The organism is Paracoccus sp. (in: a-proteobacteria) (genome assembly GCF_030538655.1).
Taxonomy (GTDB): Bacteria; Pseudomonadota; Alphaproteobacteria; order Rhodobacterales; family Rhodobacteraceae; genus Paracoccus.
Map to the genome: position 1 here is coordinate 313,597 of NZ_JAUNTO010000001.1, position 21,212 is coordinate 334,808.

Below are 21,212 nucleotides of genomic sequence, written 5' to 3' on the forward strand. Positions count from 1 at the left end.
GCGCTGCTCAATCGCCTTCGCCGGGGTTGGGCGAAAAATATTTGTCCAGCTTGCCCGTCACGCCATCCATTTCCGCGGCGGTGGGCATCGGGTCCTTCTTGCGGGTGATAACGGGCCACTGTTCGGAATATTCCCGATTGAATTCGACCCATTTTTCCATGTCCGGTTCGGTATCCGGGCGGATCGCGTCGGCCGGGCATTCCGGCTCGCACACGCCGCAGTCAATGCATTCATCGGGGTGAATCACCAGCGTGTTTTCACCTTCGTAAAAGCAATCCACCGGGCAGACTTCGACGCAATCGGTGTATTTGCACATGATGCAGTTGTCGGTGACGACATAGGTCATTGCGCGTGTTTCCTGTTCATTCGTGGGGGTAGTTACGCGCAGGCGCGCAATCATTCAAGGCCGGGCGGGCTGAAAAGCGGCGCGCCGGTCAGTCCCGCGACGCATCCTCGCCCAGCAATTCATACAGGCCCTGCGCCTCGGCCGCGGGACCGCGCCGGGTGCCGGGGGCCAGCACGCGCAGCGCGATCACGCGGCCATGCGCCGATACGGTGATCTGATCGCCGGGACGGATGCTGCGGCCCGGCTTGCGCACCGGCGCCCCGTTGATCCGCACGCCGCCGCCCTCGATCCGTTCGGCGGCCAATCCGCGCGATTTGAAAATCCGCGCGAAAAACAGCCACTTGTCCAACCGCAGCGCGTCGTCGGTCATTGCAGCGGATGATCCGTCAACAGCCCCTCGCCCCAGGCGGGCACCGGATAGGGATCGGGCCAGAATTCGGTCTGGCGGTGGATCAGATCGCCGCCGATCTCATGAAAGGTAATGGCGCGAGTCGAAACATCCAGCCCCGCATTGGTGACGCGGATGTCCGTGACCACGCGCGCTCCCCCCGCCTCGGCCGCGAGGGAGAGGATTTCAAATCGCCAGTCACCCTGCCCGGCGAAACCGGCGTTGACGTGGACGAATGCCTCCGGCCCCTCGATCACCTTGGCGGACTGCGGCCAGAAGGCGGTGAAGTCGGGGGCCAGAAACCGTTCGGCCACGGCCCGCCAGTCATTGCTGTTCATTGCCGCCCAGAAAGCGCGGACAATCGCCGCGCCCTGTGCCGTCATTTATTGCCCTTGAGCTGCGCCAGAATGGCGAAGGGACTGTCGGGATCTGCCTTTTTCTCGGGCCGGGCGGTGAAGGTTTTCGGACCATGCCCCTGCCCGCCGGGTTTGCCGCCCTTTTTCGGGCCGCCCTTGCCGCGCGGCTTGCCCTCGCCATGGCGTTCCTCGCCGGGTTTGCCGCCTTTGCCGTGACGTTCGCGACGTTCCCCCTGCGGCGCATCTGCCTGCGCGCCATCACGCGGCGCACCATCGCGGCGTGGGCCGCGACGCTGGCCCTGACCTTGCGGGCGATCCCCCTGCGGACGTCGATTGCCGCGCGGTTTGGGCGCCCAGCGGAAGGTATAGAAGATCTCCATTTCCGGCGCGGCGGGTTCAACAGACGCTGCCGCATCGCCATCCTCGGCAGCGGTCGCATCGCCCCCCTCAGCCCCGGCGGCAGTCTCAGCCTCGGCGGCTTTGCGGGCAGCCTGTTCCGCCTCCCACCTGGCGCGGGTTTCGGCGGCAAGGACCGATTCTTCTTCGGTCAGGATCGCGCCCGGCTCGCCCTCAGGGACAGGTTCGGGCACCGGGGCAGCCACCGCCGGTTCGGCGCGCTGTTTCACCCGCTCGCCTTTCTCGGCCGCATAGCCCAGACCTTCCATCAGCCCGGAGAACTGTTCCAGCGTCATGCCGGTGATTGACAGCATATCCGGGTTCGCCTCGAACCCCGCCCGCGTGTCCTGCGTGCGGATCAGGTCGGCCAGGCGTTCCAGCATGTCGATGCGAATCGCCCGGTCGCCCGCGGGATGATAGCCTGACAGCGTATAATGCCCGCGCGGCACATCAGCCAGATGCGGGATCGTGACCAGACCGGGCGGCGGACTTTCGGGGAACTCGGCCAGCCCCTCGGCCAGTGACCACAAGACCAGCCGCAACCGCGTCGGTGCGGGTTTCAGCAGCGCGGGCATAAAGATGGTGAACTGCCCGAAGCGCACGCCATGCTTGCGCAGCAGACCGCGCGATTCCTGATCCAGTTCTTTTACCTCATTCGCCACACCATCGCGCGGCAAAATCCCCAGCGATTCGACCAGACGGAAGGCAAAGCCGCGCGCCAGACCCGTCAGCCCCTCGTCCTTTTGCAGCGCGATCAGGGGTTCAAACAGCGTGGCCACCTTGCGGTCGATGAAATGCTGCAAGCGGCGTTTCACCTTCTCGGCGATCTCTGGCCCGGCCTCGTCATCAACGAACGCCTCGATACCGGGGTGCAGCGCATCGCTGCCACGCACCAGCTTGCCCACGGCAGAGCTGCCCCACATCAGACCACCCTGTTCGGTGAAATCCAGTTCGGTATCGGGCGCATTATAGAATCGGTCGGCGCGCAGGTGGAATTCCGGGCGCAGCGCCTCGTAGCTGGCGCGGTTCAGCATCCGTGCCTCGTCCGAACTGGCGGTCTGGTCGGGGCGGAAACGGAAACCTTCCAGCCGACCGGCGAATTCGCCCTCGACCGTTACTTCGCCCTTGTCATTCACGTCGGCCACAAGGCTCTCCTTCTGTTTGAGCCGGCGCAGCAGCACGGATGTGCGCCGGTCCACAAATCGTTGCGTCAGCGCGGCGTGCAGCGCATCTGACAGGCGGTCTTCTACAGCGCGGGTTTCGCCGCGCCAATGGCTTTCGTCCTGAACCCAGCCAGTTCTTTGCGCGACATAAGTCCATGTGCGGATATACGCCAAACGTTTTGACAAAGCGTCAATATCGCCCTGCGTTTTATCAATCCGCGACACCGCCTTTGCCATCCAGTCCGATGGAATGCCACGCCCATCGTGCAAAAAACCGAAAATACGCGATAAAAGGCCGACATGTTCCTGCGGCGAAATACCCCGAAAATCGGGCACGCGGCACACATCCCACAACAGGCGAATGTCGCGGGGATGGGTGGTCCGGTCACTGATTTCCGGCAGATCGCGCAGGGCTTTCAGCGCGTGCAGGTCATCGGCCTCGCGCCCACGGGTCAGCCATTGGCTGTTGGGCTGAGTTTCAAGGCTGGATACCAGCCGGTCAAGCGTGCCAAATTCCAGCGCGGCATTTCGCCATATCAGCCGCTGGATAGGCTGGAAACGGTGATTTTCGATGGCTTCGATCAAGCCCTCGTCCAAGGGGCCGACATCGCCGGTCACGCCAAAGGTGCCCGGTTCGGTATGCCGCCCGGCGCGGCCCGCGATCTGGCCGATTTCGTGCGGGAACAGCGGGCGCATCCGCCGCCCGTCGAACTTATGCGTGGCGCTGAACGCCACATGCCGGATGTCGAGGTTCAACCCCATGCCGATGGCGTCGGTGGCGACCAGATAATCCACCTCTCCGGCCTGATACATAGCGACCTGAGCGTTCCGCGTGCGGGGGCTGAGCGCGCCCATGACCACCGCGCAACCGCCTTTTTGACGGCGCAGCAGCTCGGCCGTGGCATAGACGTCATCGACGCTGAACCCCACGATGGCGCTGCGCGGCGGCATCCGCGACAGCTTTTTCGACCCGGCCCAGGTCAGCGCGCTGAACCGTTCGCGGCGCTGGAACTGCGCGCCGGGGATCAGCGCGGCAATGGCGGGGCGCATGGTGTCGGACCCCAGCAGCATGGTTTCATGCAGGCCACGCATGTTCAGCAGCCGGTCGGTAAAGACATGGCCGCGTTCAGGATCGGCGCACAGCTGAATTTCGTCAATGGCCACAAAATCGGCGCCGACCTCGGGCATGGCCTCGGTCGTGGCGACCCAATATTGCACCCGGTCGGGGACGATCCGTTCCTCGCCTGTGACCAGCGCCACGACGCTGGGGCCGCGCTGCGCCACGATCCGGTCATAGACCTCGCGCGCCAGCAGCCGCAGCGGCAGGCCGATGACGCCAGTGCGATGGGCCAGCATCCGTTGGATCGCGTGATGCGTTTTGCCGGTATTGGTCGGCCCCAGCACAGCCGTCACACGGCGATTCATATCGGTCATGCAGTCAGATACCTGTTCCGGCCAAGGCCCTGTCCAGCCGGGCCACGCCGTCGATGGCCTCTTGCTGATGGGGGTGAATGTCAAGGCTGGCACGATAGGCGGCGCGGGCACGGGTGTTGTCGCCGATTTCCTCTAACATGCCGCCAAGCTGGGTCAGCGCCGCGAAATGGCGGGGTTCCAGCTCCAGCACGCGGGCCAGATCGGCGGCTGCGGGGCCGTAATCACCGCGCAGGGCAAAGGCGGCGGCACGGGCCTGAAAACCGGCTGCGAAATCAGGGGCATGATCGGTCAGCGCGGTCAGATGACCGATGGCCGCATTGGAATCGCCCGCATCCAGCGCCTGTTCGCCGCGTTTCAGCAACAAATCCATCGCCGCCGACCCCGAGCGCGACCATTCCCGCAAAATATCCGATTCGGCGATCCGCCACGACTCTCCCTCGGGTTGAGAAAGCTGCGCGAACAAAGCCTCCATATCCGGCGAATTTTGTGCAAATGCTGCGGAAAAACCTGCCAGCATCAACCAAATAGTAATCATTGCGCGCTTGAATGCCGCAACGACAGAATGGAAACTTCCGTTCAGGTCAACCATAACGTGGATCTAACCCGACCAAGCCGTCGGTGACCAGCAAAAGCACAAGGAGTCTGATGGAATGAGCGATGTTGTGAACAAGGCGGTCATCGCCCTGAACGAAAAACTGGGCAGCTTCGGCTCGACCGCGAAATTCGTGATCGACGGTGAAGGCGCGATCATCATCGACGAAAACGGTGCCCGCGCCGCCGATGACCCGGCCGAGGTGACTTTGACCGCATCCGCCGAAACGTTTGAGGGCATCCTGAACGGCAGCGTGAACCCGACCATGGCCTTCATGACCGGCAAGCTGAAGATCGACGGCTCGATGGGGCTGGCGATGCAACTGGGCACCGCGCTGTCCTGATCGGATGGCACCCGGCCCGCTGACCGGCAGCCCCGGTCTGGAAACCGCGCCGTTTCACCAGTTGCCAGGCGACAACCTGCCGCCCGCGCGGGCCTTTTGGTTGCGCGCGGATGATGGCATTCGTCTGCGACTGGCCATCTGGAACGAACCCGCGACGGCAGGCACCGTGCTGCTGTTTCCTGGCCGCACCGAATATATCGAAAAATATGCCCCTGTCGCTGCCGAACTGGCGGCGCGGGGCTATGCCACACTGGCAATCGACTGGCGCGGTCAGGGTTTGGCCGACAGGTTGTTGCCCAACTCGCGCGCGGGGCACGTGGGGGCTTTTGCCGATTATCAGCGCGACGTGGCCGAAATGATCGCAGCCGCGACCGATCTGGGATTGCCCCGGCCATGGCACCTGCTGGCGCATTCGATGGGCGGCTGTATCGGTCTGGCGGCGCTGATGAACAATCTGCCGGTCGCCTCGGCCGTGTTTTCCGCGCCGATGTGGGGCATCAATCTGGGGCAGATCCCGCGCGGCATGGCGCTTGGCCTCTCCTATCTGGCCGGGCGCCTTGGTCGTGGCGGACAGGCCGCGCCGGGCAGTGGCACTGCCGCAGGCTGCTATGTGCTGGATGAAAGTTTCAGCGCCAACCTGCTGACCTCGGATGTTGGCGGATGGTGCCGCCTGCTGCAAGAGGCGGCGGCATGGCCCGAGCTGACCCTGGGCGGGGCCAGCTTTGACTGGCTTTCCGGGGCACTGAACGAATGCTCGCGCCTGGCCGCGCTGCCCTCGCCCCAACTGCCGATGCTGACATCACTGGGCGGGGCGGAAAAGATCGTCTCGGCACAGGCGATCCGTGACCGCTGCGCCCGATGGAGCGGCGCGCAATTGCTGGAAACCCCCGGCGCACGGCATGACATCATGATCGAGACCGCCCCCCGGCGCGACCGTTTTCTGACCGCCGCCACAACTCTGTTCGCTTCAACCATCTAAGGTCTGGCCCCGGCGCAATCCAGCATGACCGGCCGGCCGCTGCGCCACCAGCGGCAAAACCGCCGCACAGCCAAAGTCCCGCCGCATCACCTGCCGGGCAAGGCTGCCCCCCAACAGATAGCACCCCATGATGGGCCTGCATGTCAGACAGTGACACTGCCTCACCAAATCGTCCCCCCAACATCGGCGCAAAACGCAAAAACCGCACCCAAATCAGGCGCGGTTCATGCAATCCAGAAAAGGCGTGATCTTACTTGATCTTGCCTTCCTTGAATTCAACGTGCTGCCGGGCGACCGGGTCGTATTTGCGGACGACCATTTTTTCGGTCATGGTGCGGGCATTTTTCTTGGTAACGTAAAAATACCCGGTCCCGGCGGTCGAGTTCAGACGGATCTTGATCGTCGTCGGCTTCGCCATGGTTCATGCTCCTGCTGCGGCAGGGTAGCCCGCCGTAAAATCGTGAAGCTGCCTTTTAGCGCCCCACCCGACAGAGTCAACCGAAAAACCGGGGAATCGCGCGGACGGCCTGTAAGCCGGATTCTGTCCCGAGGTCGCCCCCGGTGATGACCATTCCTCTGCGCACCGCATTGCTGCGGGCGTCAAGCTGCCAACCCGGACCACTGGGGCAAGGCCGCCCTGCCCAAAGGCGCGTGGTCCCTATTCGGCATTGCTCCCGGTGGGGCTTGCCATGCGGGCGCTGTTGCCAGCCCCCCGGTGGGCTCTTACCCCACCGTTTCACCCTTACCCGCGCGGACGCGGGCGGTCTGTTCTCTGTGGCGCTGTCCCTGGGGTTGCCCCCGCCGGGCGTTACCCGGCACCGATACCTTATGGAGTCCGGACTTTCCTCGGGCCAAAACCCGCGGTCATCCGGCCATCCGCGCAAGGGGGATATGGCGGTTCAGATGGCAGACTGTCAATGGTATCGCCTTCATGGAATATTCCCCCGAAACAAAAGGGATCGACATGCGGTTCATGGCGGGGTTGGCGGCACTATTGGTGGCGGGCACCGCGCAGGCGGATATTTCGCTGGTCGCCAGCCAACTGACATGGGATTCGCCCGAGGTTCAGGCGGCGATTGGCCCAAAAGATCAATACGCCGCCGATGGCAAGCCCGGCTGCTTCATCGACAGTGAAACACTGACCCGCCTCGCCCGCGAACGCCGCGCATGGGACGCCGACACCGCCGAACACGAACGGGTCCGGTTCTTCGCCGCCGGGATTCTGGCAGGCGAGGTGACAATTTTCAGCGACAGCCCGCTGCGAACCCCTGTCAGTTTTCAGGCATTGCGCGGCGATTGCGCCAAGGTTCCCAATAAAGACGCAATCGCCCGCAGCCACACCTATCTGATCGCCAATCTGGATCGCATCCTGCGAAACGCCGGGGCCAGGACTCCGTGCGGCAGCGATGCCACCGCCTTCGCAGATGCCCTGTTCGAACAGCACGACCCACAGGCGCCGAACGCCTGGATGCCGCTGGAGGTGTTTATAATCGCCCTCGGCTCGGACTGGATTCAAGGCAACAGCCTGACCGAAAAAGGCTGGCCGCGCCCGCCGCTGTGCTATGAAGATGGCGAAAACCGCAGCACACCCGCAACCCCGCCGCCACCATCGCGCGGGTGATTCTGCCCATCCATCACCGGCACATCAGTCAGATCAAAGGGCGAATGTCCGGCCAGACAGGCCAGATTCACCCCATATTCATTCGGATTCGACCGCCGCCGGTGATGCGTATAAATCCCGCACACCCGGCAGAAATAATGCTCGGCCACACGACTGCCGAACTGATACAGCGTCAGATCCCCGGCTCCGGCCACAACCTCGAACCCGCCCAGCGGCGCGGATACCGCCACCGCGCCGCGCATCCGGCAGATCGAACAGTTACAACGCCGCGCCGTCGCCAGCCCGTCGCTCAACCGCACCCGGAATCGCACAGCCCCGCAATGACACGCACCCTCGATCCAATCCGGCATCTCTTGTCCTCAAATATCCGCGGGGGAGGGCTTGCCATCGGCAAGACCGGGGGCGGCAGCCCCCAGCGACGCAGCCGCCCGCCGATCCGCCTCGTTTTCCGCACCCCGCGCCCATGGTCGAAATCGCAGCCGGAACGCCGCCAACCGCAGAGCGTCATCCACCGCGGGATAGCCGATCGCATCCAGCATTTCCGCCAATGGCCGATCATCCCCCTGCCCCGGCCAGACCGCCAGCCCCTGCCGCGCCAGCCGCGCCCAATCAAAGCGCGGGCCGGGGTCGATCTTGCGATCCGGCGCCATGTCAGAATGACCGATCACCCCCGCCGCAGCGATTCGCCAGCGCGCCATGATCCCGCGCAACAGCACCTCCAGCGCGGCCATCTGCGGTTCGGGAAAGGGGCGGTCGCCGGGGTTGGCCAGCTCGATGCCGATGCTGCGCGAATTCACATCCTCGCGCCCCTGCCACGACCCGGCCCCGGCGTGCCAGGCACGGCGTTCCTCGGGCACCAGGGCCTCGGCCCGGCCCTGTTCGTCGATCAGCCAATGCGCCGAGACCTCGGCGGCGGGATCGCACAACCGGGCGCGGGCGCCCGCGCAATCGGACATCCCGGTATAGTGGATCACGATCAGATCAGGCACCTGCCCGCGCCGGTCGCCGTGGTTGGGCGAAGGCCAACCCATGTGTTACAGCGGCGACTGCCGCCACGGCGCGGGGTTCCAGCCGCAGACGAAACCGTCGCCATCCGGGTCCATACCCTGCGGATCGGCTTCGGGGCCACCGGCCGTTAGAAACGCCACCTGCGCCTGATCGGCATTGGCGAATTGCGCGCAAACCCGCGCCGCCTGCGCCGCCGATACCGCCGCCGGACGCGCCCAGACACGCGTGCCCGGCGCGTGCTGCGCAGCAAAGGCAAAGCGGGTCAGAACCGGCGTCGCCCCGCCATAGCGCGTGGTCTGCGCCGCCGGAGCCTGCGCGGGAACGGCGGCCACCGCAGCCTGCTGCCGCTCGGGCTTCCACATGATGTCCGCGGCGGTCGGCGCGTCGAACGGGCGGGCGACCGGCACCGTGCGCGGCGGTTGAGCGCCCGTCAGCAAGGCCGTTTCGCGCTCACGACGATATTCGTCGTAACGCCCCGAATCGCTCATCTGATAGTTGGGATTAATCCCTTCGTTGATCGAACACCCGGCCACCGCCACGCTCGCCACCGTCATCATCGCCCAGAACCGCATTGCCTGCCCCTTTCCCAAGATCAGCCCGACGTTACCACCAGCGTTCCGGCTTGGCCACGAATCCCGCAGCGCGTTCCAGAACAAAGGCATGGTTCAGCAGATCGCCTTCCTCAAAGGGGCGACCGATCAGTTGCAGCCCCAGCGGCAGCCCCTTGTTATCCAGCCCGACCGGCACCGAAATGCCCGGCAGACCGGCAAGGTTCACCGTCACCGTAAACACATCGTTCAGATACATCTCGACCGGATCAGCCGATTCCATCGCCCCCAGCGCAAAGGCCGAAGACGGCGTGGCCGGAGTCAGGATCGCGTCGATCCCGCTGGCATAGGCCTGATCGAAGTCGCGTTTAATCAGCGCGCGCACCTTGCGGGCGCGGTTGTAATAGGCGTCATAGAACCCGGCCGACAGCACATAGGTGCCGATCATGATCCGGCGCTGCACCTCGGGGCCGAAACCTTCGGCGCGGGTCTTTTCATACATCTCGGTGATGCCGTCGCCGCGCCCCAGTTTGGCGCGGTGGCCGTAACGCACCCCGTCATAGCGCGCCAGATTCGACGATGCCTCGGCCGGTGCGATCACATAATAGGCCGGCAGCGCGTATTTCGTATGCGGCAGCGAAATATCCACGATCTCGGCCCCGGCATCGCGCAGCATATCCGCGCCCTTCTGCCACAGATCGGCGATCTCGCCCGGCATCCCGTCCATACGGTATTCACGCGGAATCCCGATCTTTTTGCCGCGAATATCACCGCTCAGCGCGGCTTCGTAATCGGGCACCGGCAGATCGGCACAGGTGGAATCCTTGTCGTCGCCCGATGCCATCGCGCCCAGCATGATCGCCGCATCGCGCACGGTTTTCGTCATCGGCCCGGCCTGATCCAGACTCGAGGCGAACGCGATCGTCCCCCAGCGGCTGACCCGGCCATAGGTCGGCTTCAACCCCACCGTGCCGGTAAAGGCCGCAGGCTGGCGGATCGAGCCGCCCGTATCCGTCCCCGTCGCCGCCAGACACAGATCCGCCGCCACCGCCGCCGCAGAACCACCCGACGACCCGCCGGGGGTCAGCGCCGCCCCATCCGCGCCGCGCCACGGGTTCACCGCATTGCCGTAAACGCTGGTTTCGTTGCTGGAGCCCATGGCGAATTCGTCCATGTTCAGCTTGCCCAGCATCACCGCGCCCGCGTTCCACAGGTTCTGCGTCACGGTCGATTCGTATTCGGGCAGAAAGCCCTGCAAAATCCGGCTGGCCGCCTGCCCCGGCACGCCCTTGGTGCAGAACAGATCCTTGATCCCCAAGGGAATCCCGGTCATCGGCGCCGCATCGCCCGCGCGAATCCGCGCATCCGCCGCCGCCGCCATATCCCGCGCCTGATCCGCCGTGTGATGCACAAAGGCATTCAGCGCCCCCGCCGCGTCAATCGCCGACAGGCAGGCGTTGGTCAGGTCAACGGCGCTGGTGTCACCCTTGGCCAGCGCATCGCGCGCATCCGCAATCGTCAGTTCGTTCAGCGCAGTCATTCCACCACCTTCGGCACGGCAAAAAAGCCCTCGCGCGCGTCGGGGGCATTTTTCAGGATCTTTTCGGGCATGTTGCCATCGGTGACGACATCAGCGCGCCGTTTCAGCCGCATGGGGGTGACGCCGGTCATCGGCTCGACGCCCTCGACATCGACTTCGTTCAGCTGTTCCATGAAATGCAGGATGCCGTTCAGCTTGTCGGCCAGCGCGGGCAGTTCGGCCTCATCGACCGCGATCCGCGCCAGATGAGCGACCTTGCGGGCCTCGTCTTGGGTGATGGACATGTCTGATCCTTTCGTTGTCGCGGGTTTACAGGCGGGGTCGGCCACGCGCAAGCAGCCCTCGGACGATCCGGCAACCCCGCGCAAGCGGCGTCAACGCCGCCCCGTCCCGCCAGCACAGCGACAGGTGCCGCACAGTCCAGGGTTCGGTCAGCGGAATAACCACGATATGCACCGCCCTTTCAGCCACGACGCCGACGGCCTTCCCCGGCCCTACGGCCAACATCGCCCAATCCGTGCAGCACGATGCGCGGGCACAGCCCCACCCGACGCGCGCCGCCTGCGCATTCGGATGATCGGCCAGCGCCCTATACGCCGACCCAGAGAACGGCAGGCCGACAAAATCGGTCCGCCACAATTGCCGCACGGCCTGCGGACGATCCGGCGCCGCCATGATGACCCGCCGGTCAATGGCAAAGACATACTGTGGCAGCCCCACCGCATCCGCCGCATCCAAAGGCCGCCACTCTGCGCGCCCCCGCGCCACGCCGCGCGCCATATCCGCGCCGGCCCGTTCCTTCGGGCCAACATCGGCCTGCGGATTCGCCGCCAGCCTCGGGCAGCCACGCGGGCAGAAATGCGGCCACCGCCTTGCCCAGCAGCCGGGCCGAGTCCTTGGCAAAGCCCCCCGCCCGGCAGCCGCGCCATCTGATGCAGGATCAGCCTCACATAATCGGCCCCCGCCCCGCACCAGTTCACCTGCCCGGCGGCCCCATATCACGCAGCCTCTCGCTGACAGCAGACCGGGGAAACCCGGCTGCACGGCCGCACCATGGGTGATGCTGCCCGCCTCGGTCACAGTCACAGTCACAGTCACAGTCACGGCAAGAAACAGACGCAAATCGGTCAGGTCAAATCGCACAAACCGCGACATAGCCCTCGGTTTCCCCACAGGCTGACAGCAGCAACCTCGGCATTCAGTCACACGTCAGGGCCGCCATACCCAAGAGCATAAGCCAGCCCCTGACCCCAACCCTTTCCACCGCCCAAGCCATCGAGGACATCACCCGCATCGGCCTGACCCACCGACAGCCCCCAACAACCCTCGGCTTCATCACAGGCTGACAGCAGCAACCCCGGCATTCAGTCACGCGTCAGGGCCGCCATGCCCAAGAGCATAAGCCAGCCCCTGACCCCAACCCTTTCCATCGCCCAAGCCATCGAGGACATCACCCGCATCGGCCTGACAGCCATGGCGAAGGGCGCGCTGATCCGGCCTCTGACGGCGGCCAGCCTGCTGATCGTGCCGTCTTTCGTGACGAATATCTGGCAACTGCTGTCCGGCCCGCCCTTTGCCGCGCTGATCCGGTGGCTGTGGCCGATGGATGGCGATCTGCATCGGCGCCTTTGCCGGGTCGGGCTGGTTGGTGGGCTGTGGCCACCATCGTCCCTGGCATCGCGTGACAGGCCATACCGCCTTCCCCTTGCTGCCCATCCGACCACCGCACCGCCCGATACACCATCGTGGTCGCCCCGACCGGCCTGCGGACCTGCAAAACCGGCGTGTTCGTCACCCCCGCCGCGCCCTCTCTGCAAACCCATGGCCTGAACCGCGACAATCTGATGCCAGAGCTTGGGCTGTCCTTCGCCGTCTCGACCGTTGCACTGCCCTTGGGTCCAGGCGCACGCATGGCGGCTTGGATGCCGCGTTGCCGGACTATCCGCACCGCCCCCCACCCCGGCGCTGCGAGCATATTGAGCCACACCTGCGCCATCACATCAGCCCGGCGACTTGGATGCCGTCTGTTCCTGACGTTTCTGCCGTTGCCGGTGGCAAACATCGCGATGCACCCGCTGTGACAGGATGGCGCGCAACGCCCGCAGCCTGTGTACAGGTTGTGTACAGCCGGTGCACGGCCTGTGCACAGGTTGTGCAGCCAAAATCCCAGCAAATACAGGGCTTGACGGAACACCCCCGTTGCGCCGATCGCCATGCAACGTCCGCAGCCGTTGCGGCCCCGAAAAAATCACCGCAGCATCTGATTTTTCCTCTTGCACCCCCGGTCACCTGTGACTAAACACCGCTCCACGCCGCCGGGCAGACCTGGCAGCCGCCATGATGGCCCGTTCGTCTATCGGTTAGGACGCCAGGTTTTCAACCTGGAAAGAGGGGTTCGATTCCCCTACGGGCTGCCAGTCACACGATTTTTCTGTCTCCATGCGTCTCAAGCGCCAAGAAAATCGTTTAAAATCAATCTTCCGAAATTCCATGCGTCTCAGTGCGTCTCTATGCATCTCAGCGATGTTGGTATCAAATGCTGGTATCGAAATTTTACGCGATACCAACAGGTGATCTATGGCGCTGACTGATACAGCATTGAGGGGCTTGAAGCCTGAATCCAAACCGAAAAAATACAGCGACGGCGGCGGGCTGTTCTTGATGGTCAACCCGAACGGCTCCAAGCTGTGGCGTCTGGCCTATCGGTTCGACGGGAAACAGAAGACTCTTGCCTTCGGCGCTTATCCTGCCGTGAGACTGGCCGACGCCCGCGCGCTGCGGGACCGGGCCAAGAAGGCGCTGGCTGATGGTATCGACCCGGCGCGGCATACCAACATTGCCACGACCGATCATGACACCTTCGCGGCTATCGGCAAGGAATGGTTGGCGGCTCAGGAACCGACTTGGGCACCGAAGTATGCCCCGCAGGTGATGCGCCAGTTTGAACGCGACGTGTTTCCCGATCTGGGTCAGCGGCCAATCACTGAGATAGAACCCAGCGAAGTCTTGAAGGTGCTAAGGGCTGTTGAGGCGCGCGGCGCGCAGGACATAGCCAAGAGGCTGCGGCAGAAGATCAGCGCCATATTCCGCTTTGCCATCGCCACCGACCGCGCGAAGCTGGACCCTGCCGCCAACCTGAAAGGCGCTCTAAAGCCGCCGCCTAAGACCCGGCACATGGCCGCGCTGCGGGCAGCCGACATGCCCGAATTCATGCAGAAGCTGCGGGCGTTCGACGGCGACCCCAAGACGGTGCTGGCACTGGAACTGCTGATTCACACCATGACCAGAACGAATGAAGTGCGCTATGGGCGCTGGGATGAAATCGACGGCGATCTGTGGCGCATACCCGCGGACAGGATGAAGGCCGGGCGCGATCACATCATCCCCCTGTCAAAGCAGGCCAAGGCGATCTTGGACAAGCTGCGGGCGCTGGCGGGCAAATCCGAATGGATAGCCGAAGGGTCACGCGGCAAGCCCATGTCTGAAAATACTATGCTATTCGCGCTTTACAGGATGGGATACCACAGTCGCGCGACAACGCACGGCTTCCGTTCAACCGCGTCGACTATATTAAACGAATCCGAATTATGGCGGGCCGATGCAATCGAGCGGCAATTAGCCCATGTGCCAACGGATTCGGTTCGCAGCGCATATAATGCGGCTTTGTATTTAGATGAGCGAAATCGGATGCTGCAATGGTGGTCCGATAAGCTGGATTCATTTGAATCTGCTGGAATTAGTCAACAGGTGACTAAAAACCCGGACACCGATATAAGCGATCTGCTTATCTGAGTCGGGCGACGGGTTGTCACCTGCCACTTGTCAAGGCCGCGCGTGAAAGTGCGGCCTTTCTCATTTACTGTGAATCTCACAATTACCGAGACATTTGGGACAGTTTCCGCTATGCTGACCAGCGTTAATGCAACGCAAAAACCGCCGCGGTTCTGACCCCGCAGCGGCTTTCAAGATGGGATAGCTTCTGAATGCCTCTAGATAATAGCGAATCTGCCCGGCGCGGGCAAGACCTTTCTATTAAAAACTGCGACAGCATAGCTGACCTTTTGGAACTCTCTGAGACGCATGGAGACGCATCGGGACACCCGTTAGACGCCACGAACTGCGCCCTGATCGCGGCAGGTGCCTCGCTGCACTGGCTGGTCGCAGGACAGAAACGCCCGGTTGCCGCAGACTGGTCAGCTTTGCCGAATCAGACCGAATCGGACCTGCGCGGCAGCTACCGCCAAGGTGCTAACGTAGGCATTCGACTCGGCGAACCGTCGAAGGTTGGCACCGACTACCTGCATCTGATCGACCTGGACGTGCGCGACCCCAGCAAGGCGGCTGAGGCATGGGGCGCGTTGTTGGCGATCTGGCCGCAGGCGCGAACCTATCCCAGCGTCATCAGTGGCAGCGGCGGCGAGTCTCGCCACCTTTATTTCCTGACCAGCGCGCCGTTCCGCAAGCACAAGATCGCCAAGTCGACCGGCTTCACAATGGTGTTCGACGCCAGCAAGGGCCGCGAGGTGAAGAAGAACGACTGGGAGATCGACCTTATGGGAACCGGCTCGCAGGCCGTTATCCCGCCGTCGATTCACCCTGACACCGGCTTGCCGTATATATGGGAACGCCCGGTCGATCTGACGCTGGGCGGCTTGGGCATGTGGGTCAACGCGGACCAGGTGGCCCGCTTCGGCGCGCGGCAGGATACCGGCAGCACCGGCGAACCCGCTGCCCGTCTTGATGAGGTGAACCCCGATCACTTGGCGCAAGCCTTGGCCTTTTTCGATGTCGATGACCGCGACGATTGGAAAGATGTCGGCATGGCGCTGCATCACCAATTCGCCGGATCGAACAAGGGCTATTCTATTTGGAATGAATGGGCCAAAGCATCCAGCAAGCACATTGAAAAAGACTCCCGCACTGTCTGGAAGTCATTCAAAGCCGATAAGCCCGGCGCGCTTGGAATCTCGCATCTATTCGACCGCGCCGGAATTGATGGCTACGGGCGCGGCGTCCAGGTGCTGGATGACGACTTTGACGATCTGCCGGAACTGCCCGTCTCGGGCAAGCGCAACCCTGTCAACGATTTGAACCGGGATCATGCCGCCGTGATGATCGGGGGCAAGTTTCGTATCATCATTGAGAACGGCGGTGACTATGAGGTTTTCAACGACACCGAACTTCACAAAATGAATGCGAACAGGCGGGTGAAGGTGCCCGGCACAAATCGCAGCGAACCTGTCACGGCAGCCTGGATGCGTCACCCGCAGCGGCGAGAGTATCGCGGCGGGCTGGTATTCAATCCCAAGGAAACGCCAGTTGGGGCCTATAACATCTGGCGCGGCTGGGCAGTGCAGCCCGACCCGGACGCTTCCTGCGACCTGTTCCTTGCCCATGTGCGGGACGTGATATGCGATGGCAGCGAGCGGGATTACCACTGGTTGCTTGGCTGGATGGCGCATCTGGTGCAGCACCCCGAACAGAAGCCCGGCACCGCCGTTGTGCTGCGCGGCGCAAAGGGCGCTGGCAAGGATACCGTGGGCCACTATCTCGGGGCGCTGTTCCCGCGCCACCATGTCACCCTGTCGCAGCCGGAACACCTCACCGGGCGCTTCAATGCCCACATGGAAACGGCGATCCTGATTCACCTTGAGGAAGGTTATTGGGCGGGCGATCACCGGGCAGAAGGCGTCCTGAAAAACCTCATTACCTGCCAGTCTCTCGAAATCGAGCGCAAAGGCATTGACCCTTACAAGATCGACCATTTCGGGCGGCTGCTGATTACCTCTAACGCGGAATGGGTTGTGCCCGCGACTCCCGGCGAACGGCGGTTTTTCGTGCTGGACGTGTCGCCTGCCCATGCGAAGGACACAGCTTATTTCGGTGCGATTTGGAAGGAACAGGCAAACGGCGGCGCGGGCGCGCTGCTGCACTTTCTGCAATCGTTCGATCTGAGCGACTTCGATGTGCGCAACCCGCCCGAGACGGCGGCGCTGACGCGGCAGAAGCTGGAAGGGCTGCGGAACGTCGACGCCTGGTGGTATGACCGGCTTAGCGAAGGCGACTTGTCGCATGGCGTCGGGGATGGCTTCGACAGCGATCAACCGACTTGGGAAACTTCGGCGATCACAGTCGCCCGTGACGCGCTGCGGTGTAACTATGAAGCATGGCTTGAGCGGCAAAGGTGGCACGGCGCGGCAATCTCTAGCGAACGATTTGGTAAGAAGCTGCTTGAGTTGTGCGGCGATATTCAGTCGACCCGCCCGCGCGTTTCTGGCGAAAGGACGCGGAGTTACACGGTCCCGCCGTTGGCACAATGCCGCAGTGCATTTGCTACGTTCATCGGCAGTGAAGTGGACTGGGATCAATGATGGCTTCCAGTGCATTTCCGCAGCTTGATTGCAGCCCATTTGCCTCGCATCCGGTCCACGTGGTCCAAGTGAGGGATGTTTTTGGTCCAAGTGCCGAAGCCAGAAAAGTCCAGCAAAATCAATGCCCGGTCCAAGTGGTCCACGTGGTCCACGTAGAATCCTGTTTTGATCTGGACGGTGTGACATTGGACGCAGCGACGGCACAGCCGCAGCCACAGGACGGCACAGCGTCAGCCCTGAATGAAACTACGTGGACCACGTGGACCACTTGGACCAGCCAACGAATCCAATGGGTTACGAGACGTCTTGCTTGGACCGGCACGTGGACCACGTGGACCGGCTCAAGATTGGCTGTGACCGATGATCGACCGCAGTGCATTAACCTTTTGTTCCCACTAGGTTCTTCCGCAGGGTGGCAGGCCGCGGGGGGCATGGACCCCGATTCGCGACCCGCAGAAGAAAATTTCAAATTGCAAGGCCAAAATAGGTAAGCGCAGATGACCTATCAAAACTCGACTACCCTGGATGATTTGTTCATCACCGCCGATCCGGTGCAGCCCGCCCCGCTTAATCAGCGGGCCGCTGGCAGCCCTTCCCCGGCTAAGGCTACCCGCACACCCAGGAAGGCCGCAAAGCCTGCCACGGATAAAACGACAATTGCTGAGGGCATACCCAGCATCATGAATGAGGTTGAGATAGCCGCGCTGCTGGGAATCGCCACCTCGCAGGTCCGAACAAAGACCCGCGACGGCATTCTTGTGAAGGCGCGTGATGCCCGATGGGATGTGCGCGCGTCCCTGCAAGGCTATCTGGCCCAGTTGCGTGACGGCACGGTGAAGGGCGGGGGGCAGGTTCCCGACGATCTGAAAGCGGCCAAGCTACGCCAGACCGAAGCCGCAGCGCAAAAACTGGAAATCGCCAATAGCGTTTCTAAAGGCGAACTGATTCCGGTCGCGGATGTGCGGCGCGAATGGACGACTCTCGCAATCGACCTGCGCACGGCGATCATGGCAATTCCCGCCCGCGTCACAACTCAGCTTGGGCTTGACCGGGAAGCGCAGGCGGCAATTGAGGCCGAAATCAGATTGGCACTAGAGGAAATCGCAGATCATGGATGATTTGATTATCGGCCTGCGCCGCGATGTATTTGCAGCCATCAAGCCGCCCGCGCGCCTCGATCTGGCGGAATGGGTGGAAAAGAATGTTCGCCTGCCTGCTACTGTGGCCGCGCAATCTGGCCGCTTCAAACTGTTCCCGTATCAGGTAGAAATCGCCCGAAGCATGGGCAATCCTGCCGTGGAGCGGGTTTCTATATTGAAATCAGCCCGAGTCGGCGCAACTCAATTGATGGTTGCTGCAATCGGGCATTATGCGCTGAATGATCCGGCGGCGCAGATGGTGGTTATGCCGTCCGAATCCGATTGCCGAATGCTGATGACCAATATCATCGAACCGACATTTGCGGCCAGCCCGGCGCTGCGCAACGCGCTGCTGGAAGATGTGAGCGGGCGCGATACGATGCTTTCGCGCCACTATCCGGGCGGCTCATTGGCGCTTGTTTCTGGCGGCAGCCCTAAAAATCTGCGCGCCCGAACTGTTCGCACCCTTTGGGTTGACGAAGTGGACGGACTCGCGCTTTCCGCCGGTGATGAAGGTGATCCGGTTGCCTTGGCCATTCGCCGCACGATGACTTATTCAAACAGGCTAATCGTCATGGCGTCAACGCCGGTCGACGAAGAAACCAGCCGGATATTGCGCGCCTATAATGAAGGCGATTGCCGTATTTATCAGGTGCCTTGCCCGGAATGCGGCGAATTCCACGAAATAGAATGGAAGGATATTCAGTGGCCCGAAGGCAAGCCCGAAGCGGCTTATTATGTCTGCCCAAGCTGCGGCTGCGTGACGCAGGAAACCGAAAAGGCAAGGATGGTCGCGGCTGGTCGATGGGTTGCGACGAAGCCCGAAGTGACCGGCCATCATAGCTATCGCCTGAACTCGCTTGTTTCGACTCTGCCGAATGCTGCCTTGGGCCGTCTCGCAACTGAATTCGTCGCAGCCAAGCGCGACCCGTCGTTGCTCAAGACCTGGGTCAACACGGTTCTGGGCCAGGCATGGCGTGATGACAGTGAGGGACTGGACGAATCCGACCTGATGGCACGGGCCGAACCGTTTTGCCTCGACCGAATACCGCCCGAGGTGCTGACGATCACAGGCGGGGCCGATATTCAGCGCGACCGCATCGAATTGGCAACTCTGGGCTGGACGGCTGACGGCGCGGCGCTGGTGCTGCGGCATGACGTGTTCTGGGGCGATCCGCTGGCCGGTGACGTATGGGTGGACCTGTTCGACGCGCTGCGCCGCAGCTTTCCGCATCCACGCGGCGGAACCCTGCGCTATGACGCGGCCCTTATCGATTCCGGCGATGGCGTCACCGTCGACGCGGTCTATGACGCGACCCGCGGCAGGTCGCATCAGCGCATCTTTCCGTGCAAAGGCGTATCGGGCTGGAAGCACCCGACTTTAACGGTCGGGCAGGCACGGCAGAAAACAGTCAGGCTTCAACTGGTCGGAGTCGACGGCGTTAAGGCGCGCATTATGCAGATGGTCGCCGCTGGCGCGTTCCGTTTTTCGGATCGCGTATGCGATGCAAACTGGTTCGAGCAATTCGTATCGGAGAGATTGCAAGTCAGATACAGCCGCGGCGTTCCGGTGAAGGAATGGCACCGCCTGCCCGGTCGCCGCGCTGAGGTTTGGGATTGCTGCGTTTATGCTGTGGCGGCTAAATCTCTGGTGCAAATAAATATGGACCGCCGCGCCGATGAACTCGCATCAGCCGCAGCACCAAAGAAACAACCTGCCGTGATTAAGTCAGCGTGGTTGAGCCGATAAACGAAAGCCCCCGATCAACGGGGGCTTTTCACCTTAAACACGGTTTCCAGATTGGCGACCGAGAATGCCCGCATATATTTCAGCCGCATTCCGATGATATAGCAAGTCGCTTCATAGGATATGCCGGAGCCTGTCAGCGTTCTGGCAAGTTGCCGCGTCGACCGTAATTCCATCTTTGATAGTCTGCGCATGGGGTGACTCCTTTCATAAAAAGGGCGGCAGATTAATCGGGGCCACCACTACCCGACAATCTGCCGCCATAAAGCCGGGAACAGGAACCCGGCTTATCTGCGCTGCTGGATGGATGGAGAACGGAGAGCCACGGCAGCGCAAATCTGAAATTCGATGGGTGGAGCCGGGCGACTCGCGCCGCCCGGAGCCGATTCGACATCTTGGACGACTCACTTATCGCATAAGTAGATTGTGGATTGCAACTGTTAAGTTGTTGTGCTACACATCTTTCGAGATGAAGAGGAGTCGGCCCGATGCGCCTATCTGAAATCGCTGACCGGCTGGCGGAACTGGAAGGCCGGGACGCTGACGAAATCCATATTCGCCTGCGGAATCCGCTGTTTAAGGGGCTGCTGACCGGCGAACCTGGTCGAACCCGCAATTCCCCCGCTGACTATCCGTTCCGCGAACTGATTCGGGCGCGGCTGCTGCTGGCGATGTTCGACTGCGGCCTTTCGACCGCCGAACTGGCACTTGTCAGCGACATGCTGAACGACCGCTATGGGGTGACGGGTCCGGGCGGCGCTGCGGTCGAAACGAACCCGCTGAACATGATGACCGATGGCACGGCAGCCGGGGAAAGCTGGTTTGTCACGATCCGCTTTGTTCGCGGCATGAATGGTGAACGCATCGTCACGCCGCTGTTCTTCAAGGACGGTTCTGCAAGCGTTAGGGACGTGGTTTCGCATGGCGGCGCTAAAGCAACGCATCTGATGACTTCGATTGTTCCCGCATCCGATCTGATCCGCCCGCTTCTGCCGGAGTCTTCGGAATGAGTTTCTTAGATCGCCTTTTCCGCAAAACCGAACCCGTGCAAACCCGCCGCTTTGATGGCGCAGCCGGTGGCCGTCGCTGGTCCGCTGCGCCGTCCTTCGGGCGAACCGCGGCTGAGACTCTGGCCGCATCAGCCCCGATCCGGTCGCGCGCCCGCTATTTTGTGGCAAACAATCCTTGGGCTGCAAATGGCGTGGCCGCACTGGTCACTGGACTGGTAGGCTTTGGGATCA

22 protein-coding genes, 1 tRNA gene, 1 other RNA gene and 1 pseudogene are annotated in these 21,212 nt (G+C 62.6%); 11 read left to right on the forward strand and 14 right to left on the reverse strand.

What is annotated here, in order from left to right; all coding sequences use genetic code 11:
- Positions 1-7: 7 nt before the first annotated feature.
- From fdxA to Q4G22_RS01610, 5 genes are all read right to left on the reverse strand, one after another.
- On the reverse strand, positions 8-346 hold the full coding sequence (gene fdxA / locus Q4G22_RS01590; RefSeq protein WP_303384169.1) for a ferredoxin FdxA: 339 nt from the start codon (positions 344-346) through the stop codon (positions 8-10).
- Positions 347-434: 88 nt separating this feature from the next.
- Positions 435-716 (reverse strand): RNA-binding S4 domain-containing protein, encoded by a 282-nt coding sequence (locus Q4G22_RS01595; protein ID WP_303384136.1) that lies wholly within the window; start codon positions 714-716, stop codon positions 435-437.
- A complete protein-coding gene (locus Q4G22_RS01600) occupies positions 713-1,117 on the reverse strand; it encodes a nuclear transport factor 2 family protein (RefSeq protein WP_303384137.1) in 405 nt (134 codons plus the stop codon). Before Q4G22_RS01600 ends, Q4G22_RS01595 begins: the two co-directional genes overlap by 4 nt.
- Positions 1,114-4,083 carry a helicase-related protein gene (locus tag Q4G22_RS01605; RefSeq protein WP_303384138.1) on the reverse strand — a complete coding sequence of 990 codons (2,970 nt, stop codon included), beginning with the start codon at positions 4,081-4,083 and terminating at the stop codon, positions 1,114-1,116. Before Q4G22_RS01605 ends, Q4G22_RS01600 begins: the two co-directional genes overlap by 4 nt.
- A 4-nt stretch (positions 4,084-4,087) precedes the next feature.
- On the reverse strand, positions 4,088-4,555 hold the full coding sequence (locus tag Q4G22_RS01610) for a hypothetical protein (RefSeq protein WP_303384139.1): 468 nt from the start codon (positions 4,553-4,555) through the stop codon (positions 4,088-4,090).
- A 178-nt stretch (positions 4,556-4,733) separates the two neighbouring features.
- On the opposite strand from Q4G22_RS01610, the gene Q4G22_RS01615 reads away from it, so the two are divergent.
- Both Q4G22_RS01615 and Q4G22_RS01620 read left to right on the forward strand, forming a co-directional pair.
- Positions 4,734-5,018, forward strand: a complete 285-nt coding sequence (locus Q4G22_RS01615) for an SCP2 sterol-binding domain-containing protein (RefSeq protein WP_303362180.1) — start codon at positions 4,734-4,736, stop codon at positions 5,016-5,018.
- 4 nt (positions 5,019-5,022) lie between these two features.
- Positions 5,023-5,997: an alpha/beta fold hydrolase gene (locus tag Q4G22_RS01620; protein WP_303384140.1), complete on the forward strand. Its 975-nt coding sequence runs from the start codon at positions 5,023-5,025 to the stop codon at positions 5,995-5,997.
- A gap of 250 nt (positions 5,998-6,247) precedes the next feature.
- Here Q4G22_RS01620 and rpmG read toward each other — a convergent pair whose 3' ends face one another.
- Both rpmG and rnpB read right to left on the reverse strand, forming a co-directional pair.
- Positions 6,248-6,415, reverse strand: coding sequence for a 50S ribosomal protein L33 (rpmG, locus tag Q4G22_RS01625; protein WP_303362178.1), 168 nt, complete (start codon positions 6,413-6,415; stop codon positions 6,248-6,250).
- 96 nt (positions 6,416-6,511) lie between these two features.
- Positions 6,512-6,877, reverse strand: an RNA gene (rnpB, locus tag Q4G22_RS01630) — RNase P RNA component class A.
- Between the two features lie 51 nt (positions 6,878-6,928).
- On the opposite strand from rnpB, the gene Q4G22_RS01635 reads away from it, so the two are divergent.
- Positions 6,929-7,618 carry a hypothetical protein gene (locus tag Q4G22_RS01635; protein WP_303384141.1) on the forward strand — a complete coding sequence of 230 codons (690 nt, stop codon included), beginning with the start codon at positions 6,929-6,931 and terminating at the stop codon, positions 7,616-7,618.
- Here Q4G22_RS01635 and Q4G22_RS01640 read toward each other — a convergent pair.
- The 7 genes from Q4G22_RS01640 to Q4G22_RS01670 all read right to left on the reverse strand — a co-directional run bounded on the left by Q4G22_RS01640 (position 7,558) and on the right by Q4G22_RS01670 (position 12,078).
- Positions 7,558-7,968: a GFA family protein gene (locus tag Q4G22_RS01640; protein ID WP_303384142.1), complete on the reverse strand. Its 411-nt coding sequence runs from the start codon at positions 7,966-7,968 to the stop codon at positions 7,558-7,560. The genes Q4G22_RS01635 and Q4G22_RS01640 overlap by 61 nt on opposite strands.
- A gap of 9 nt (positions 7,969-7,977) precedes the next feature.
- The gene (locus tag Q4G22_RS01645) at positions 7,978-8,649 is read right to left on the reverse strand and encodes an N-acetylmuramoyl-L-alanine amidase (protein ID WP_303384143.1); all 672 of its coding nucleotides are present in this window, start codon (positions 8,647-8,649) and stop codon (positions 7,978-7,980) included.
- A gap of 3 nt (positions 8,650-8,652) precedes the next feature.
- Positions 8,653-9,198, reverse strand: a complete 546-nt coding sequence (locus tag Q4G22_RS01650) for a hypothetical protein (RefSeq protein WP_303384144.1) — start codon at positions 9,196-9,198, stop codon at positions 8,653-8,655.
- Between the two features lie 31 nt (positions 9,199-9,229).
- On the reverse strand, positions 9,230-10,714 hold the full coding sequence (gatA, locus tag Q4G22_RS01655; protein ID WP_303384145.1) for an Asp-tRNA(Asn)/Glu-tRNA(Gln) amidotransferase subunit GatA: 1,485 nt from the start codon (positions 10,712-10,714) through the stop codon (positions 9,230-9,232).
- The gene (gene gatC, locus Q4G22_RS01660) at positions 10,711-10,998 is read right to left on the reverse strand and encodes an Asp-tRNA(Asn)/Glu-tRNA(Gln) amidotransferase subunit GatC (protein ID WP_303384146.1); all 288 of its coding nucleotides are present in this window, start codon (positions 10,996-10,998) and stop codon (positions 10,711-10,713) included. Before gatC ends, gatA begins: the two co-directional genes overlap by 4 nt.
- 25 nt (positions 10,999-11,023) lie before the next feature.
- Positions 11,024-11,494, reverse strand: a complete 471-nt coding sequence (locus Q4G22_RS01665; protein ID WP_303384147.1) for a hypothetical protein — start codon at positions 11,492-11,494, stop codon at positions 11,024-11,026.
- Positions 11,495-11,916: 422 nt separating this feature from the next.
- Complete coding sequence (locus tag Q4G22_RS01670; protein ID WP_303384148.1) at positions 11,917-12,078, reverse strand: hypothetical protein; 162 nt, start codon at positions 12,076-12,078, stop codon at positions 11,917-11,919.
- A gap of 22 nt (positions 12,079-12,100) precedes the next feature.
- On the opposite strand from Q4G22_RS01670, the gene Q4G22_RS01675 reads away from it, so the two are divergent.
- From Q4G22_RS01675 to Q4G22_RS01710, 8 genes and pseudogenes are all read left to right on the forward strand, one after another.
- Entirely contained in the window at positions 12,101-12,544 is a 444-nt protein-coding gene (locus Q4G22_RS01675; RefSeq protein WP_303384149.1) for a hypothetical protein, read from the forward strand.
- A 512-nt stretch (positions 12,545-13,056) separates the two neighbouring features.
- A tRNA-Glu gene (locus Q4G22_RS01680) sits at positions 13,057-13,131 on the forward strand.
- 160 nt (positions 13,132-13,291) lie between these two features.
- A complete protein-coding gene (locus tag Q4G22_RS01685; RefSeq protein ID WP_303384150.1) occupies positions 13,292-14,506 on the forward strand; it encodes an integrase arm-type DNA-binding domain-containing protein in 1,215 nt (404 codons plus the stop codon).
- Between the two features lie 191 nt (positions 14,507-14,697).
- Entirely contained in the window at positions 14,698-17,085 is a 2,388-nt protein-coding gene (locus Q4G22_RS01690) for a DUF5906 domain-containing protein (RefSeq protein ID WP_303384151.1), read from the forward strand.
- 497 nt (positions 17,086-17,582) lie between these two features.
- Positions 17,583-18,203, forward strand: a complete 621-nt coding sequence (locus Q4G22_RS01695) for a hypothetical protein (RefSeq protein WP_303384152.1) — start codon at positions 17,583-17,585, stop codon at positions 18,201-18,203.
- Positions 18,196-19,974: a phage terminase large subunit family protein gene (locus Q4G22_RS01700; RefSeq protein WP_303384153.1), complete on the forward strand. Its 1,779-nt coding sequence runs from the start codon at positions 18,196-18,198 to the stop codon at positions 19,972-19,974. The genes Q4G22_RS01695 and Q4G22_RS01700 overlap by 8 nt, the downstream gene beginning before the upstream one ends.
- Positions 19,975-20,459: 485 nt before the next feature.
- Entirely contained in the window at positions 20,460-20,981 is a 522-nt protein-coding gene (locus Q4G22_RS01705) for a hypothetical protein (RefSeq protein ID WP_303384154.1), read from the forward strand.
- A pseudogene (locus Q4G22_RS01710) lies at positions 20,978-21,212 on the forward strand (phage portal protein); the annotation flags it as partial. The gene Q4G22_RS01705 and the pseudogene Q4G22_RS01710, both read left to right, overlap by 4 nt.